The sequence below is a fragment of the Paenarthrobacter sp. NPDC092416 genome, assembly GCF_044755025.1.
Lineage (GTDB): Bacteria > Actinomycetota > Actinomycetes > Actinomycetales > Micrococcaceae > Arthrobacter.
Genome location: NZ_JBIVQG010000003.1, coordinates 335,447 through 352,184 on the forward strand (window position 1 = coordinate 335,447; position 16,738 = coordinate 352,184).

The following is a 16,738-nucleotide window of genomic DNA, read 5'->3' on the forward strand; positions in this document are numbered from 1 at the left end:
AATGGGCTCTGATTCTTCTGGCTGTTGGCTGGAAGAGTGATTCCATGGACGGGATCGAGGGAGCGCAGACAGGCAGCGGGGCCGGGAGTCCGTCTGCTGGTTCGGTTACTGCCGCCGGGTCGGTGGAAGCCCTTCTGGCAGGGGTGGGTTCTTTCCTGGCAGGTGCGGACAGCGCTGCGTTGATCGATCAGATTCGCGGTCTCGAGGAGGTAAAGTCCGGTATCGCGGCGTTACAAGCCCGGCTTGCCATCGCTTTTGAGATGGACCAGTACCGTGAACAGGCCGAGGCCGGGGTGCCCGCCCCGGAGCAGGGCCAGGGTGTGGCCGCGCAGCTGGCCCTGGCCCGGCGTGAATCCCCCAACAAGGGCTCCCGGCTCCTCGGGCTCGCGAAGGCGTTGGTCACCGAGATGCCTCGGACCATGGCCGCGCTCGAAACCGGGCAACTGAACGAATGGCGGGCCGCGTTGCTGGTGAAGGAAACAGCGTGCCTTCCCGTCGAGGACCGGGCCGCGGTGGACGAGGAACTCGCCGCGGACACCGGAACCTTCACCGGCGCCGGAGACCGGGCCATCATCGCCGCAGCGAAAGCCGCCGCGTACCGGCGCGACCCCCGCACCCTCAGCCAACGCGCCGCCCACGCGGCCACCGAACGCAGCGTCAGCCTCCGACCCGCCCCGGACACCATGACTTACCTGACCGCGCTTCTCCCGGTCGCCCAAGGCGTCGCCGCGTATGCCGCCCTGACCCGCCAGGCCGCTTCGGCACGATCCACCGCAGACACCCGGACCCACGGCCAGGTCATGGCCGACACCTTGGTCGAACGGCTCACCGGCACCCCCGGTGGGATCTCCCGGGTCGATATCCAACTCGTCATGACAGACCGCACCCTCCTCCAAGGCGACAGCGAACCGGCTCGCCTGGCCGGGTACGGCATCCTCCCGGCCCAATGGGCCAGGCAGATCGCTGCCGAAAGACCCGACGAACCGGAGAGGGAAACCGGGCCGGATCCAGAATTCAGTGTCTTCCTCCGCCGCCTGTTCACAGCCCCCGGCAGCGGCGAGCTGCTGGCCATGGACTCGAAAGCGAGATTCTTCCCGCCAGGGATGCGGCGCTTCATCGAAGCCCGTGACGACACCTGCCGCACCCCCTACTGCGACGCGCCCATCCGACACATCGACCACATCATCCCCTGGCACAACGGCGGACCCACCACCCTGGCCAACGGCGCCGGACTCTGCGAAGCCTGCAACCACACCAAAGAAACACCCGGATGGAGCGTCAAACCTCAACCGGGCAGCCGACACACTCTGAACGTCACAACACCCACCGGACACACCTACCGCTCAACAGCGCCACCATTGCCGGGGACACTGCCAGCCGCGTCAGGACAGGAAGATCGGCAGCCAGTCACGGCTGTGTGCGTGCACCAACGCCAGGAACAGAACCAGGTCGAAGAGCAGGTGCACAGTGACAACGTAGGTGAAGGACTTCGTTAATTTGAACGTGTACCCCTGCAGGAGCGCGAACGGAAACGTCAGCAACGGGCCCCACGATTGGTAGCCGATCTCCCAGAGGAAAGACGAAAAGATCGTTGCCTGCAAGATGTTCGCCAGCCAGTCCGGAAAGTGTTGCCGCAGGAGTGTGAAGGTGGTGCAGATAAAGAACAGTTCGTCCCAGATGCCAACAGCATTCACTCCAAGGAACAGCCGCCAAAAAATGGTGGGGTTGGAGGCGTTCGGCCAGTTTTGGTAAGACCCTGTGCTGATCAAATAGACGGGCAGGATGAAATATCCGAGCGCTACCACTCCGATCAGGTACAGCTTGGCGGTCCGAGGCCATTTACGGCCCGTGTTCACAGGAAACTTGATGATGTTCTCGCGGTAACCGAATCGCGACGCCAGCCACGGCACGAGGACGGCCAAAGCCAGCGCACCACCCATGAGCGCCATGTGTTCGAGACTCAGATCGGCGTTGAGGGGAACCGAGCTGATAATGACCATTCCCGCAGCAATCAGCGCGAGATGCCGCAGCAACCCGAGGTCGATCAGTGCTGCGGACACAAGGCCCGTGGCCAACAGACCATAGCCCATGAGGTCACTCCCGATACCAAAAAGGAACACCCCTGAGACCGAGACAAGCACGGCCGGCACCAGCTTCCAGCTAAGTGCAGTGCGGGGTGATTCCGTCGATATCGAGGTCACTCCCCCATCATCTCAGGGCAGTCTGTAGCGCGAAACTGTTCACGCATCCCTCATCGTCTCCGGCTTCCGAGCGCGCAACAATTGACATGACGTAAGTCACATTCTGTAAGCTGAATATAAGTCACGCAGCCGGCTTCCACGAACTATTCCGGTAGGTCCATATGGCCCACAATTCACTCAAGGCCGACATTCTCCTGGCCCATGGAGTCGCGCCGTCACCGGCTACTGTTGCTCGAAGAAGAGCAGCAGGCCACCACGTTGCACCAAACAAACCTGACGCGCTGCTCGGCGCCATTGCAGTCAGGCAATTGTTCCATCGCTGGCCGTTGGTACCATCGCGGGAACTGGAACGTATCCGTCACGTCCTGATCCATTGCGACCAACTGGGCTCAGCAGACACGCACCACTTGTCCGAACCGGCACAGGCCCTGCTGCAACTCATCAACGACGAACTGGACCGCCGCCACGCGGCAGAGGAGCGCCACTCAAAAGAACGCCCGGTCACGCAACCCAAGCAGGCAACAGCAAACACCCTGCAGTAGGGCATCTGCTGCCACCCACTTGGGACGGACAAAGCGGAAGCTTACGCGCGAACTATCGGCAGGCCAGCCGTCGGGAAGACGCTGGGGAAGATCGAAGGCGGCGGCACGGGTACCGTCTCAATCGCCACGGTGACCGTGTCCTCGCCTACCGTGACATCCTGGCCACGAACGCGCAGGCGCAACGGGACCTCGCTGCAGTCCGGGCCGGACACGAGCGAGAACGCTACAGCGCCCTGCGTGAGTTCCACGGACAGCAAACGGCCTTGGACCCTGAGCCGGAAGGAGAGCCCTTCCCACTCGGCGGGCAGCCTCGGGTCGAAGTGCAGTACTTCGCCTTGGTCACGCATGCCGGCAAAACCGCAGACCAAGGAGCTCCAGATCCCACCTGTGGACGCGATGTGCACGCCGTCGATCGTGTTCCCATGTGAGTTGTCCAGGTCGATGAACAAGGCATCCGTGAAATGCTTCAACGCGACGTCCCCGTACCCGACCTCGGCCGCCATGATGCCCTGCACACATGCGGACAGCGTGGAGTCGCCGGTGGTGATGGGGTCGTAGAAGTCGAAGGCGCGCTGCTTCTCCTCAGCGGTGAAGTCCTGCCACTGCAGGAACATCGCCAGCACGGTATCGGCCTGCTTGAGGACTTGGTGGCGGTAGATCACCAACGGGTGGAAGTTCAGCAGCAACGGGTACTTGGACTTGGGCGTGTTCCAGTCCCACGGCTCCAGGGTCATGAAGTCGTTGTCCTGGCTGTGGACCTCCAAGTGCGGATCGTACGGCAGCGACATACGTTCGGCAGCCTGCCGCCACACCAAGCGCTCGGTGTCCGAGACGCCGTCGTGCTCCAACGCCGCAGCGGCCCGGAGATTGAAGCGCGCCATGACGTTGGTGTACAGGTTGTCGTTCACCACGGCCGTGTATTCATCCGGGCCGGTGACACCATGGATGTGGAACAGCCCGTCCTTGCCGAAGAAGCCAAGCGAAGCCCACATCCGCGCCGTCTCAATGAGCAGTTCGGCGCCGACTTCGGCACGGAAACCGGCGTCGCCACTAGCCCACTCGTAGCGGTTGGCCGCAAATGCGATGGCAGCGGCAATGTGGAACTGGGCGGTGCCGGCGGCGTAGTAAGCGCTGGCTTCGAGACCATTGATGGTTCGCCAGGGGAAGAGCGCCCCGTCCACGCTGAGCTCCTTGGCGCGAACCCGCGCGTCGGGCAGCATGGCATACCGCGATTCCAGCACCTTCCGGGCACCACACGGGTTGGTGTACGTCAGGTACGGCAGGAGGTAAATCTCTTGGTCCCAGAAATAGTGGCCCTCATACCCGGAACCGCTCACGCCTTTGGCCGGAATACCCGCCACACCGGCGCGGGCCGTGGCCTGCGCCAACTGGAACAGACTCCACCGCACGGCCTGCTGAAGTTCAGGCTGCCCGCCAACCTCAATATCGGCCGTCGTCCAATACTCGTCGTAATGCGCCTGGCTCTGGGCCATGATGTCGCCGAACGGCACAAGATTCTCTTCGGCCTCCAAGGCAAGGCTCTCGCCGCGGTCCTCGGAGCCGGTGTCCGCACCGGCCACGACGTAGCTGACTGCCTTCTCCAAGCGGAACGGTTCGCCGCTGTGGATCGCCAAAACGTAGCGGACGGTGGACTCGTCCTCGCCCACTACCGTTTCGAACGGCTGGCCTTCGGCAGAGATCCAGTGATCCACGGCCATGGCGATGCGCTGCCGCGATTCGGAGGTCTCCCAGGCAAGGCGCAACGAACCATCGGCGCCCTGCAGATGCAGCGGCAACAGGACCCTGCCGGCGTGTCGGCCGGACCGGCGCGGGTCATGGGCCGAGTGGTCCTCCACTGGCTGATCCTGACGGTTCACGACGCCGGAGATGATGTCCGCGGACACGTCACGGTCAGCGCTGATAGACAGCTCCAAGCCAAGGCAACCACGCGAATCGAACCCGACGACGCGGCGCTCCACCGTGGTAACCGTGGCGCCCGAGCGGCACGCCCACGTGGTGGATTCCTCGTACACACCAGTGCCGAAGTCGACGCTCCGGCGGTAGTCCAGCACGGTCGATTCGGCAAGGCTCAGGGCCTCGCCGTCGATCGAAACAGTGAAGTTGTTGGCGTCTGGGACATAGACAATGCGCTGACCTGTGCGGGCAAAACCGTAAGCGTTCTCAGCGTGCTTGATGTCCCAGATCTCGTGGAATCCGTTGATGAACGTGCCAGGGAGGTCGCCGTCACCTCGCGTTGAATGCGCGCCACGGATGCCAAGGTGGCCGTTTCCGAGGGCGAACAGCGTTTCCAACGTGCCCTCGTCGCCGGGGACGTGGATGTTTTCCACGAGCTTCCAAGGCTCGCAGGGGAAGCGCAGCCGATCGGAGCTGATGAGTGCCATGGGCTGATGAAGTCCTTCGAAAAGTAGGGTCAGAGAAGTTCGTTGAGGTCCTCGACCACCAGCGTCGCGCCGGCGTCGAGCAGGGTTTGTCGGCCCGCACCGCGGTTCACGCCGATCACTGCCCGGAAGTCACCGGCACCGCCGGCCTGCACGCCGGACACGGCGTCCTCCACCACGATGCATTCCTCCACAGGCACGTCCAGCAGGCCCGCTGCGTATACGAACGTGGCCGGGTCCGGCTTACCGGGGAGCCCGACGGCGGCAGCCACCTGACCGTCGACGACCACCCTGAAGTGGTGGTCGAGTCCTGCGGCCTTCAGCACCGCGGGAGCGTTACGAGAGGAAGAGACGACCGCGATCTTAAGTCCCAGCTCCAACGCAGCATTGATGAACTTGACTGAGCCGGGATACGGCTCGACGCCCCGGGTGTCCACGATTTCGTTGAAGAGAGCGTTCTTACGGTTGCCCAGGCCCTGGACGGTTTCGTTCGAGGGAGCGTCATCTGTGGGGCCCTCGGGCAACGTGATGCCCCGCGAGGTCAGGAAATCACGAACGCCGTCGAAACGGGGCTTTCCGTCGATGTGGTCGAAGTAGTCGCTCTCCTGATAGCCCCGCGGGTGGCCTGTGTCGCTCAAATAGCCGTCAAAAAGCTCTTGCCAGGCCTGTTCGTGGACCACGGCCGTGGGCGTCAGTACGCCGTCGAGGTCGAACAACAGCGCCGAAGCGCTGGTCCAGGCATTACGAAGATCAGTCATGTGCATAGTTCCGTTCAGCGCTTGTGGCGCGTGGTTTTGCGTTCGATGAGCTTGGTATCGAGCAGGTGGTTGGAGGGGTGGTTGGGGGTCTCTGGGTTCTGCAGGCGTTCGCACAGCAGGTTGGCGGCAAAGGCACCTTGGTCGGCGACGGGCTGCGCGACGGTGCTCAGGCCCAGGAACCAGCTCATGGGATGGTCATCGATACCGATCACCGACACGTTCTTCGGAACGGACAAGCCATGCTCCCGCAACGCCATCAGCGCACCGAAGGCGGCTTCATCGCAGTGAGCGAACACCGCCGAGGGCTGTGCGCCGCGGACGATGAGGTCCGTCATGGCCCGGCGGCCGCCGTCGATGCTCGATTCCGCGCCCACCACGAGGTCCGGGTGGACGGTGAGGTGGTGTTCATCCAGCGCGCGCCTGAAGCCGCGGAAGCGGTCCGACTCCGATACAACCTGATGGTCGCTGCTCGAGAGAACGGCCAAATCCCAGTGACCCAGCCCTAGCAGGTGTGAGGTTGCCTGCCATGCCGCATGCTCGTCGTCGATTCCAACATTGTCCCACGGAACGCTGTTCATACCCACGCTGGCAACCGCCAGACCGGAAGCTTCCAAGCTTTCCATCTCTTCCGGCGCCAGGTCAATGTTGAGCAGCAACAACCCGTCCACACGCTGGGCCAGGCTTTCAAGATCGCCGAAGACCTGCTGTTTCACACTGGGTTTGTTGCGGAGGCTGATGAGGACGGTGTCGTAGCCGCAGTCACCGAAGACCTCTTCTGCTGCTTCAACCGCTTGGGCGAAGAACCATGAGGTAGCGGTCGGGGCAACAATTGCCACGGACCCAGTGCTGCCGCCGGCCAGCCGCGAGGCCGCCGCTGATGCCTTGTACCCCAGCTTGCTTGCAGCGTCTGCTACTTGGCGCTGGGCTTTTTCGGAAACGTTGGGGAGGTTCCGGAGCGCCCTCGATACGGTACAGATGGACAATCCCGAGAGGACGGCGACGTCCTGGATTGTCACGCGGTGAGTCCTAACCATGCAACACGGCCTCAACCCTTTCTTCACTCGGCTGCTTCTGGACTGACGGCACTTCCGTGCGCCGCCAGAGAAAAAGTGTAAGCGCTTACAATTTTGTCATTCAATAGAGTGTGGGCGATTGCGAAAATGTGACGCGAAACTCACCAAGGGATTGATTCTTGGGCCGGGATGCCTTCTAATCCGGGGCTTCCAGCCGCTGCCTAGTGGGAATTGAGTACGTAGAACCGCAGGAAAGCACTGACGTCCACCAGTTCCGGCGGCTCGATCCTGTGGCCCATTCCCGGGTAGGTCCGGGCGGTCAGGGCTACGTTGGCGTTGAGCCATTCTTCCGTATGGGCAATCGCGTCCTCGTTGATCACGGGATCGGCCTTGTCCCGCCCCCAGAAGAACGGCGGAGGAGCGTCAAAGGATTCGCTCAGCGCCAGGAGATCGTTGTCCAAGACAAAGCCGGACAAGCCGACGGTCGCGCGAAAGGCCTGGGGCCGCAAGCGCAACAGGGTGCTGGCCATCGCCATTCCCTGCGAGTACCCCAACAGGCTGACGCTGCTGTGGTTGTCCTTGACCGAGTTGATCCAGTTGAAGACCGAATTGGTGGACGAGATGACATCAGCAAAGTCATTGGTCAGGAAGTAGTCCAGGAGGAACCAGCCGTAGTCATCGCCAATCACCTTGGGCCCGCGGAGGGCCGCGCAAGTGAACTCGCCGGGGAGGTGAGGGAAGAGGTTCACCATGCGCTGTTCACTGGTCCCGTAGCCGTGCATCATCACGAGCAAAGGGGTGCCCGCGCGCTCATTATCCGGCTTCGACCAAACCACTGATTCCATGAAATGAGCCTAGTAGACTGACCCCATGACACCGCAGGAACTGGCCAACCTGGCCCACCTGCGCCGCGCCCGGGACTTTATTGACCGGGAGTATGCACGGCCGCTGGACGTGCCCACCATGGCAGCAGGCGCCCTCATGTCCCCCGCTCACTTCTCCCGCCAGTTCAAAGCTGCCTACAGCGAAACGCCGTACAACTACCTCATGACGCGACGAATCGAACGCGCCATGGCATTGCTGCGCACCGGCATGAGCGTGACAGATGCCTGCATGGAAGTCGGCTGTACCTCGCTGGGCTCCTTCAGCTCACGCTTCACGGAAATTGTTGGCATGACCCCCAGCGATTACCGGTCACGCGAGCACGAGGCAGTCAAGGCGATGCCCACCTGCATCGCAAAGCAACACACCAAGCCGGACCGCAAGGGCAACAAGGCGGCTCGGGAAACGGCCACCGAACCTGCCCGTGAACACTGAGCAGGATTGAAGAAGCGCACGCCCCTCCGCTGCAATAGCGTGTGAAACATGAACATTTCATTGAAGTACGCACACGTCACCGTCAACGATCTCGATGAGTCCCTCGCCTTCTACCGCGACGCCCTTGGCTTGGAAGTCCGGAACGATGTCGGCTCGGATGGACAGCGCTGGGTCACCCTCGGCAGCGACGCCCAGCCTGATCTTGAGCTGGTTCTTTCCCCTCCCCACGCTGGCCGCTCACAGGCCGACGGCGATGCCATCCAGGAGTTGCTCACCAAGGGCGTCATGCCCATGCTCGTGTTCAGCACCGACGATCTCGACGCGACGTTCGAGAAGCTCCGCGCCTCGGGCGCCGAAGTCCTCCAGGAACCCATCGTCCAGCCTTGGGGACCAAAGGACTGCGCCTTCCGCGACCCCTCGGGCAATATGATCCGCATCAACCAGGGCCAGTAGTCCGGTTTCACAACCAGGAAGTACGGCTCTACCTACAAAAGTACGACGGCGGAGATCGCCGTGGCAGCCACGGGAAGGTCCCGCCGTCGTACTTTTTTCGTTTAGAGGCTAAGCAGTCCGGCGTCGGACAACTCACCATCCTGGTGCGTCGAGGCGATGGCGGCGGAGACGACGTCGGAGAGCCGCAGCCGACGCCCATAGGCCTGCCGCTGCAGCCTCTCTCCGGTGCCGCGCCGGAGAATTTGCCCCACTCCGTGGCGAGCAAGCGCCAAGTCCCCGGACTCCGTCAGCGCTTTCCCAATGTGACGGAGCAGGGAGCCGGCAACCTCGGCCGCAGGATATGGCCGCTGGTCGACAGGACTCAACAGTTGGTGGTTGACGCCAAAGCGGCTGGACTTCCAATTGGACATGCGAATCATGCCCGTGAAGGCGGGTGAGGGCGGTCCACCGGCCCGCCACTCCTTGGCTGCCGTCTCCACGAGGGCCCGGGCAATGACCGCCAGGACCAGGGCATCCTCAGCCAAGAGGCAAACGTCCGCGATCCTGATTTCCACCGTCGGTTGCCCTCGGGAAAGCCGGGCATCGAAATAGATCATGCCCTCGTCCAACGGCACGCCAGAGCCAAGAAGATCCGCAACCACTCCACGGTATGCCTCGATCGAACCAAAGACGTCCATGGGACCGGCTGTGGGCCACCTGTTCCAAATCTGGGTCCGGTAGCTGGCAAAACCGGTGTCCATCCCCATCCAGAAGGGCGAGTTGGCGCTCAAAGCCAGGAGCACCGGCAACCAATGACGCATCCGGTCGAGGATGGCCACGCCTTCCTCCGGCGACTCGATGGACACATGGACATGGAAACCGCAGGTGAGTTGCTCGCGGGAGATCAGGCCGAATTGCCTGCCCATGGTTGCGTAGCGCTGGTTTCCCAGCGTTGGCGTGGCATGAAACTCGGGCGGTGTCGCGAGGGCTGCGACCCTGGCGCCCAATGTCCTCGCAGCAGAATCGGCCAGCGCCCTGCCGGCCCGGATTTCGTCCCTGAGCTCGGCAGCAGTTCCGCAAGGCTTGGAATTAACCTCGATCTGTTCCTGCTTGAATTCCGACTTCAACGTCGGGCCCACGCTAGGATCATGCTCTTCGGTATCGACGCCGGCAGGCGGCCCGGAAAGGGACGCGACGTCGAGAATGCCTGCGGCAAGGGCCAGCGGCATACCGTCCACGGGATCGGCAATCAGCAACTCTTCCTCAACGCCAAACGTCCGCACAGCCACCCTCCTCATCGGTTTGCTCAGAGACGGCAATTACCCAACGTGCCGTGGAACCTCCATCTGGAAGCCGCAACGGCAGTGCAGGACCTGGGTTTGCAAATAGACCTCAAGAAGGCTTGGGCTGTCCGAATCATCAGTGCTTCGCGGGGCAGCGATGAAGCGCTCCGCCGGGCGGCCCAAGGTCATCGGCTCACCACAGTGCGTGCAGCTGAACCACAGGCCCGCTGCCGAGGTGGACAGGAATTCGATCTGGATCTCCGGTGCCAACGCGTCCAAGCGGACAGCGTGGGCATAGAACGTATCGCATTCGCTGCACGTGTAGCTGACTTCCACTACCTCGGACTTGTTCTTTTCGGCCTCCACCAAAGTTTCGACAAAAATGAAGGAATCCGTGTCGCACACAGTGCACCATGGGCGCATTCCCTTGTCGACGGTTGAGGGCTTTACCCCTGATGCAGGTTCCGGGGCGGGAATCGGGGATCCAAGCGTCATTGCCATTCTCCTAATGTGTACACATCACCGCGGGGGACGCACTGTACTGCGCCGGGTGCGGAAACCCTGAAAGTGGCCTGCATGGTATGCACACGGCGGACTGGCATAGGACCCAGCCCTGCCAATCGGTGCAGTTTATGGACCATAAATGGCTCCACGTCATGAGGCTCCAAGGGCTATCTGCTTAACCCACCTACGAATCTAGTTCATGTGTGGCAGGCGTCACAAGTGAGCAGATCGCGGCTTTTGCCGCTATCGCTCGAAGTGTGTCACCGGCTCCTGACTGGAAACAGACCTGATGAGAGCCTCGGCAATGACGCTGAGCTTCTGATTCCGGCCGTTCGATGCTTTCGTCAGGATCTTGAACGCCTCATCCTGGCTGCAACGGTTTTGACCCATGATGATTCCGCAGGCCAAGTCAATGACTGTCCGGGACCTCATGGCTTGCTCCAGGTCCTCGGCATGCTGCTGCTTGGCCCCGATACGAACGGCCAACCGCAGGGAGCGCTCGGCCTGGCTGGCGTACAGTTCGCAATTCCGGACGATCGCGTCGTCAAAAGCGTTCGCTTGGGGTGCGAAAAAATTGAGCGCCGCCGTGGCGCCCTCATCCAATTCCAAGGGGACGCACAGCGCGGAAAGATGACCCCGCTCCGCAATGACGGTGCAGTAATCGGTCCATCGCGTTTCCGTAGCCGTGTCAGGTACTTGAACAGTCTTGTGGGTCCGCATGGCCGTCAGGCAAGGTCCATCACCGAAATCCTGTTGCACTTCGTCGATCAGCCTCGCCTCGTGGCTGCTGCCCGCCACCGTTACCGACCTGCGGCGACGGTTCAAAGTGATCCCACACAACACATTCAAACCAACAGCCTCGGAAACCGACGCAGCCGAGAAAACGGCGAGATCCTCGAGAAATCCGCCAACATCGTCGCTGTCGATGACCAAATCCTGCAGTTGTTCGGGCAGCGAAACATCCACGTATATTTCGTCCATGCTTCAGTCTACGGACGCGTCAAGGCCGGGCGGCGGAAACCTTGCTTCTGTCGATTTCCCGGTGCAGAATCTAGCTACAGCCCACAAAGAGGGTTTTCGCTCATGCAGCCGGGCGCCCGCATTGCGAATGCAGAGGTGAACAGCCATGCCGGCCCAGCCCGCGTCCCGCGTCCCGGACGAAGCCCATCAACCACCCGACGAACCGCTCTGGTGTGCGCGCTGCAACTCTGACCAGTATCTCTTGGTGGATACCATCCAATCGCACTACCCACCCATCCCCAACGTGGTGGATGTGGCCTATGAATGCCGGGCCTGCCAGTACTCCTATGAGCAGACCGCCACCGTTCATCGGGTTGCGCTCATCCTCAACCGCCCAGGCAAGACCCCGGGCGTCCTCCAGTTCGGCGGCCAGTTCCTGCACTGCGGCGAACCAATGAAGACCAAGAGCTGCGAGCTGAGGAGAATCCAAGCCCCCATCGGACCCACGTCAGACGGCCGCGAGCGCATCGCCGAGGTTTACATCAACACCCGCGTTCTGGGGTGCGCCTGTGGCTTCCGCATGGAAATCCCCGACTGATCCAAAACCGCCATCGTGAACCCCTCTATCGGAAGAGAAAACATGCCCCTGGAAGACCACCGGAACCAGTCACCGACGACAGGCCCCGACTACCGGCCCGGCAGCCGCCGGAAACTCCCGGACCCTCCGGACCCGGACAACCTCCCCATCGACTACCCCGGCCCCATGACCGATCTGAAGAGGTTCCAGGCCAGCGTTCAGCGGGGCAATGAAGCCGTTCAGTGGATCGCGGGAGACGCCCTCCGGAGCGCCGGGACCCGGCCCGCCAGCCAACGAACGAGCGCCGCACGATGAGCGGACTCGCTGCGAACTTGTCGCGTCAACCCGATCCAACCCGGGATCCGGGACCGACGCCGAGCCCTGATCCCACCCGCGAACCGGGACCCACACCCGAACCCGTTCCCCTGCCGGAGCCTGGACCACCGCCGGTTCCTGAACCAACGCCTGATCCCTCCGTTCCACCTCCGCAGCCTGGGGAACAGCCGCCGCCGGCGCTTTAGGGCGCAGCGAAGAGTTCTCCTCCACAGACCGGAACCCGGCAAATCCCCCAGTCAGGTTCCGACGTGGGCATGCCGCACTACAGGGAGTGCGGCATGCCCTTTTGTGTGCCCGGCGAAGCCTCTCCCACATCCCACCCCCTTTCGGGCAACCCTCTCCCACATCCCACCCCCTTTCGGGCAACCCTCTCCCACGTCCCACACCCTTTCGGGCAACCCTCTCCCACATCCCACCCAGCCAACACAACCGAATCTGCGTTTATGTTGTTTTCTATTGACTTCCCAACATAAACAAAGATAGAGTCAAGCAATTCCACATCGTTGTGACAGCAGTCACGGATGAACTGCACTGACACATGGTTTACCGCAATGGAGGGTAAGTGTTCGCCGAAGAACGCCAACAACTGATCTCCGCACTCGTCGCCGAGCGCGGACGGGTGAGCGTCACCGACCTCGCCGACCGTTTCAGCATCACCACTGAAACAATCCGCCGCGACCTCGCAGCCTTGGAAGTTTCCGGCAACCTGCGCCGCGTCCACGGCGGGGCCGTCCCCACTGATCGGCTGAGCACCCGGGAGGAAAGCATCGTCGAGCGCGCTGTCCAGCGCCAGTCGGAGAAGCTCCGCATCGCGAACGCCGCCCTCGCCCTGATCCCCGAGCTCACCACGGGCAGCATCCTCATCGACGCCGGCTCCACTACCGAAACCTTGGCCGATCTGATTGCCCAGCGCTCCCCCAGCTCCAACGGCAGCGATGAACTGGTAGTCATCACCCACGCCATCCCGATTGCCGGCAAGCTCTCCTCCACACCCGGAGTTGCGCTGCAGATCCTGGGCGGCCGTGTACGTGGCCTGACTCAGGCCGCCGTCGGGCAGTCAACCGTGGAGGCCGCCTATAAACTTCGTCCGGACATCGCCTTCGTTGGTGCCAACGGCATCCACGCAACATTCGGGCTCAGTACTCCCGATCCCGAAGAAGCCGCGGTCAAGGCCGCCTTCGTCAAGTCCGCCCGCCGCGTTGTAGCTCTGGCCGACTCTTCCAAGCTGGACGCCGAAACCCTGGTCCAGTTCGCCACCTTGAAGGATGTTGACACCTTGATCACAGACCAGGAACCCTCTGCAGAACTTGCGGCGGCTTTGGCCGACGCCGGCGTCGACGTGGTGATCGCATGATCGTCACCTTGACCGCCAATCCCAGCCTGGACCGCACAGTGGAACTTCCGGCTCCGCTGGCCCGCGGCGAAGTCCAGCGCGCCGTCGCGGTCCATCAGGAATCGGGTGGCAAAGGCGTCAACGTCTCCCGTGCGCTGGTGGCCTCGGGCCTCGAAACCGTTGCAGTCCTTCCGGGCGCCGACTCGGATCCTGTCCTTTCAGGACTGCACGACGGCGGTGTGCCGTTTGCGGCGCTGCCCATCGGTCAAGCGCTGCGCAGCAATGTCACGCTCACCGAACCTGATGGCGTCACCACCAAGATCAACGAACCCGGCCCGGAGCTGAGCGGTGAACAGCAGGAAGCCCTGATCGGGCTGCTGCTGGAGCGCTCCCGTGGCGCCAGCTGGGTGGTACTCGCAGGCTCACTCCCACCCGGAGTGCCGGCGGACTTCTACGCCACAATCGCTCGCCGAATCCGTTCTCGAAACGACGGCACAGCAGCCCCGAGCATCGCCATCGACTCCTCCGGGGCGCCGCTCGCGGCCGCTTTGGTGGGCGACTCGGACGGTAAGCCGGACCTCCTCAAGCCGAACGCGGAAGAGCTCGCAGAGCTCGCAGCCGCAGCCGGTTTCACCAATGTCTCCACAGCTGACGAACTGGAAGCAGACCCGGCCAAAGCGGCCCAAGCTGCAGCCGCCGTCGTCGCCAGCGGTGTGGGCGCAGTTCTCGCAACACTCGGATCCAAGGGTGCAGTCCTGGTGACGGCCGACGGCGCGTGGCTTGCCACGCATCCGCCGATCAAAGCCGTCAGCACTGTCGGTGCCGGGGATTCATCACTGGCCGGTTACTTGCTGGCTGCTACCCAAGGCGGTTCCGCCCAGGACTGCCTTCGTCAAGCCGTGGCACATGGTGCTGCTGCTGCTTCGCTGCCGGGCTCCACTGTCCCCGCAGTCCACCAGACAACCCCCGACGCCGTAACCATCACGGCCCTCCAGAAGGACTAACAGTGACTCAGCTGATCACCCCCCAATTGGTCACCCTCGACCAGAACCTGGGCGACGCCCCCGCCGACGTCATCCGTTACTTGGCCGGCAAAGTCGCCGCCGCTGGCCGTGCTTCCGAGGTTGAAGGTCTCTTCGCAGACGCCTTTGCCCGGGAGCAGAAGACCGCCACCGGCGTCCCGGGTGGCATCGCCATCCCGCACTGCCGCTCTGCTGCAGTCACGGAGCCGGCACTGGCCATGGCCCGCCTGTCCCACAAGGTTGACTTTGGCGCCAAGGATGGCCCCGCCGACCTGATCTTCTTCATCGCAGCCCCGGACGGCGCCGACCAGGAGCACCTGAAGCTCCTCTCCAAGCTGGCCCGCTCGCTCATCAAAAAGGACTTCACGGCTGCTTTGCGTGCCGCCGCCACTGAGCAGGACATCGTTGACCTCGTCGATGGCGCCCTGGCGGACAAGCCGGCTGCAGCTGCTCCGCCCGCCGAAGCTGCAGCAACTGGCTTCGCAGCGCCCGGACAGGCACCTGCCCCCATTGGCGGCAACGCCCCTGCCGCACCCAAGCGCCTCGTAGCCGTCACCGCTTGCCCCACCGGCATTGCCCACACGTACATGGCTGCTGATTCCCTTGTTGCAGCGGCCCAGGAAATGGGCGTGGATCTCCAGGTGGAAACGCAGGGTTCCTCGGGCGCCAAGCCGTTGGATCCGGCTGTGATTGCCGCGGCCGACGCCGTGATTTTCGCCGTCGACGTCGACGTTCGCGGCAAGGAGCGCTTCGCCGGTAAGCCGGTCATCAACGCTCCGGTCAAGCGCGGCATCGACGAGCCCACCAAGATGGTCCAGGAAGCACTGGCTGCTGCGGATGACCCGCATGCACGCCGCGTTCCGCACTTTGGCGCCGAAGAGCAGGCAGAGCGGGCCGAGGAGGAGAAGGGTGAGCACATCGGCCAGAAGCTGAAGCGCGCACTGCTCACCGGCGTCTCCTACATGATCCCGTTCGTGGCTGGTGGTGGCCTCTTGATTGCCTTGGGCTTCCTGCTTGGCAGCTACGAAATCACGGCCTTCGCCGACAAGATCATCACCGAGAACAACCTCTTGAATCTCCCGACCGAATACCCCGCGCTGGCTTGGGGTCCTCTCGGCGCCTATCTCGGTGCCGTGCTCTTCAAGATCGGCGCCTTGTCCCTCGGATTCCTGGTTCCAGCGCTTGCCGGTTACATCGCCTACGCCATCGCTGACCGTCCGGGCATTGCTCCCGGGTTCGTTGCCGGTGCAGTATCCGGGTTCATGGGCGCGGGCTTCCTCGGAGCAATCGTGGGTGGCTTGCTGGCCGGCTACATCGCGTATCAGATCGGCAAGCTCAACGTTGCCCGCTGGCTCCGCGGCCTGATGCCAGTGGTCATCATTCCGCTGCTCGCCTCGCTTGTAGCCTCTGGCCTCATGTTCCTGATCCTCGGCGCTCCCATCGTGGCGCTTACCAAGGCCCTCAACACCGGCCTTTCAGGCTTGACCGGTGCTGGCGCAATCGTCCTCGGCATCATCCTGGGCCTCATGATGTGCTTCGACCTCGGTGGTCCCGTCAACAAGGTTGCTTACTCCTTCGCTGTCGCCGGCCTCGGCGCTGCAACCGTGGCAAACCAGGCACCGTGGCAGATCATGGCCGCCGTCATGGCAGCGGGCATGGTTCCGCCGCTCGCCATGGCCCTTGCTACCGTGCTGGACAGGAAGCTGTTCTCCTTGGCTGAACGCGAAAACGGAAAGGCCGCGTGGCTTCTGGGCGCATCCTTCATTTCCGAGGGCGCCATTCCGTTCGCAGCTGCTGATCCACTCCGTGTGATCCCGGCCAGCATGGTGGGTGGCGCCGTAACCGGCGCACTGTCCATGGCCTTCGCTGTCACGTCCAAGGCACCGCATGGTGGAGCGTTTGTGTTCTTCGCAATCGACAACTTCTGGCTGTTCCTCCTGTCGATCGCTGTCGGCGTGGTTATCACCGCACTCTTGGTCATTGCCCTCAAGCGCTGGGCAGTCCGCAAGCCGGTTGAGGCCGAGGCAGTTCCCGTCGCAGCAGGCGTCTAAGCGCCAACAC

The 16,738-nt window shown here is 62.9% G+C and carries 17 protein-coding genes; 9 read left to right on the forward strand and 8 right to left on the reverse strand.

Annotation, left to right across the window (positions count from 1 at the left end):
* Positions 1-44 precede the first annotated feature (44 nt).
* A complete protein-coding gene (locus tag ACIQC5_RS09345) occupies positions 45-1,496 on the forward strand; it encodes an HNH endonuclease (RefSeq protein WP_400280760.1) in 1,452 nt (483 codons plus the stop codon).
* On the opposite strand, the gene ACIQC5_RS09350 is transcribed toward ACIQC5_RS09345, so the two are convergent.
* Entirely contained in the window at positions 1,383-2,201 is an 819-nt protein-coding gene (locus tag ACIQC5_RS09350) for a type II CAAX prenyl endopeptidase Rce1 family protein (RefSeq protein ID WP_400280762.1), read from the reverse strand. The two genes, ACIQC5_RS09345 and ACIQC5_RS09350, sit on opposite strands and share 114 nt — an antisense overlap.
* Positions 2,202-2,362: 161 nt before the next feature.
* Between ACIQC5_RS09350 and ACIQC5_RS09355 the strand changes: the two genes are divergently transcribed.
* Positions 2,363-2,743: a hypothetical protein gene (locus ACIQC5_RS09355; RefSeq protein ID WP_400280764.1), complete on the forward strand. Its 381-nt coding sequence runs from the start codon at positions 2,363-2,365 to the stop codon at positions 2,741-2,743.
* Between the two features lie 41 nt (positions 2,744-2,784).
* Here the strand turns inward: ACIQC5_RS09355 and ACIQC5_RS09360 are convergent, their stop codons facing one another.
* The 4 genes from ACIQC5_RS09360 to ACIQC5_RS09375 form a co-directional block, all read right to left on the reverse strand.
* Positions 2,785-5,145: a glycoside hydrolase family 65 protein gene (locus ACIQC5_RS09360; protein WP_400280766.1), complete on the reverse strand. Its 2,361-nt coding sequence runs from the start codon at positions 5,143-5,145 to the stop codon at positions 2,785-2,787.
* 29 nt (positions 5,146-5,174) lie between these two features.
* Positions 5,175-5,906, reverse strand: coding sequence for an HAD family hydrolase (locus ACIQC5_RS09365; RefSeq protein ID WP_400280768.1), 732 nt, complete (start codon positions 5,904-5,906; stop codon positions 5,175-5,177).
* A gap of 8 nt (positions 5,907-5,914) precedes the next feature.
* The gene (locus ACIQC5_RS09370) at positions 5,915-6,916 is read right to left on the reverse strand and encodes a LacI family DNA-binding transcriptional regulator (protein WP_400280770.1); all 1,002 of its coding nucleotides are present in this window, start codon (positions 6,914-6,916) and stop codon (positions 5,915-5,917) included.
* Between the two features lie 218 nt (positions 6,917-7,134).
* A complete protein-coding gene (locus tag ACIQC5_RS09375) occupies positions 7,135-7,758 on the reverse strand; it encodes an alpha/beta hydrolase (RefSeq protein ID WP_400280772.1) in 624 nt (207 codons plus the stop codon).
* Between the two features lie 25 nt (positions 7,759-7,783).
* On the opposite strand from ACIQC5_RS09375, the gene ACIQC5_RS09380 reads away from it, so the two are divergent.
* Together ACIQC5_RS09380 and ACIQC5_RS09385 are read left to right on the forward strand one after the other, a co-directional pair.
* Positions 7,784-8,230, forward strand: a complete 447-nt coding sequence (locus ACIQC5_RS09380) for a helix-turn-helix transcriptional regulator (RefSeq protein ID WP_400280774.1) — start codon at positions 7,784-7,786, stop codon at positions 8,228-8,230.
* A 48-nt stretch (positions 8,231-8,278) separates the two neighbouring features.
* The gene (locus ACIQC5_RS09385) at positions 8,279-8,683 is read left to right on the forward strand and encodes a VOC family protein (protein ID WP_400280776.1); all 405 of its coding nucleotides are present in this window, start codon (positions 8,279-8,281) and stop codon (positions 8,681-8,683) included.
* A gap of 101 nt (positions 8,684-8,784) precedes the next feature.
* Here the strand turns inward: ACIQC5_RS09385 and ACIQC5_RS09390 are convergent, their stop codons facing one another.
* The 3 genes from ACIQC5_RS09390 to ACIQC5_RS09400 all read right to left on the reverse strand — a co-directional run bounded on the left by ACIQC5_RS09390 (position 8,785) and on the right by ACIQC5_RS09400 (position 11,430).
* Positions 8,785-9,945, reverse strand: coding sequence for a glutamate--cysteine ligase (locus tag ACIQC5_RS09390; RefSeq protein ID WP_400280778.1), 1,161 nt, complete (start codon positions 9,943-9,945; stop codon positions 8,785-8,787).
* Between the two features lie 36 nt (positions 9,946-9,981).
* Positions 9,982-10,440: a hypothetical protein gene (locus ACIQC5_RS09395; RefSeq protein ID WP_400280780.1), complete on the reverse strand. Its 459-nt coding sequence runs from the start codon at positions 10,438-10,440 to the stop codon at positions 9,982-9,984.
* A gap of 252 nt (positions 10,441-10,692) precedes the next feature.
* Positions 10,693-11,430 carry a GAF and ANTAR domain-containing protein gene (locus ACIQC5_RS09400; RefSeq protein WP_400280782.1) on the reverse strand — a complete coding sequence of 246 codons (738 nt, stop codon included), beginning with the start codon at positions 11,428-11,430 and terminating at the stop codon, positions 10,693-10,695.
* Positions 11,431-11,575: 145 nt separating this feature from the next.
* Between ACIQC5_RS09400 and ACIQC5_RS09405 the strand changes: the two genes are divergently transcribed.
* The 5 genes from ACIQC5_RS09405 (at position 11,576) to ACIQC5_RS09425 (ending at position 16,728) form a co-directional block, all read left to right on the forward strand.
* On the forward strand, positions 11,576-12,007 hold the full coding sequence (locus tag ACIQC5_RS09405; RefSeq protein WP_400280784.1) for a hypothetical protein: 432 nt from the start codon (positions 11,576-11,578) through the stop codon (positions 12,005-12,007).
* Between the two features lie 42 nt (positions 12,008-12,049).
* On the forward strand, positions 12,050-12,301 hold the full coding sequence (locus tag ACIQC5_RS09410) for a hypothetical protein (protein ID WP_400280786.1): 252 nt from the start codon (positions 12,050-12,052) through the stop codon (positions 12,299-12,301).
* A 583-nt stretch (positions 12,302-12,884) separates the two neighbouring features.
* Positions 12,885-13,676, forward strand: a complete 792-nt coding sequence (locus tag ACIQC5_RS09415) for a DeoR/GlpR family DNA-binding transcription regulator (protein WP_400280788.1) — start codon at positions 12,885-12,887, stop codon at positions 13,674-13,676.
* Positions 13,673-14,659 carry a 1-phosphofructokinase family hexose kinase gene (locus tag ACIQC5_RS09420; RefSeq protein WP_400280790.1) on the forward strand — a complete coding sequence of 329 codons (987 nt, stop codon included), beginning with the start codon at positions 13,673-13,675 and terminating at the stop codon, positions 14,657-14,659. The genes ACIQC5_RS09415 and ACIQC5_RS09420 overlap by 4 nt, the downstream gene beginning before the upstream one ends.
* A 2-nt stretch (positions 14,660-14,661) precedes the next feature.
* Positions 14,662-16,728 carry a fructose-specific PTS transporter subunit EIIC gene (locus ACIQC5_RS09425; RefSeq protein WP_400280792.1) on the forward strand — a complete coding sequence of 689 codons (2,067 nt, stop codon included), beginning with the start codon at positions 14,662-14,664 and terminating at the stop codon, positions 16,726-16,728.
* Positions 16,729-16,738 lie beyond the last annotated feature (10 nt).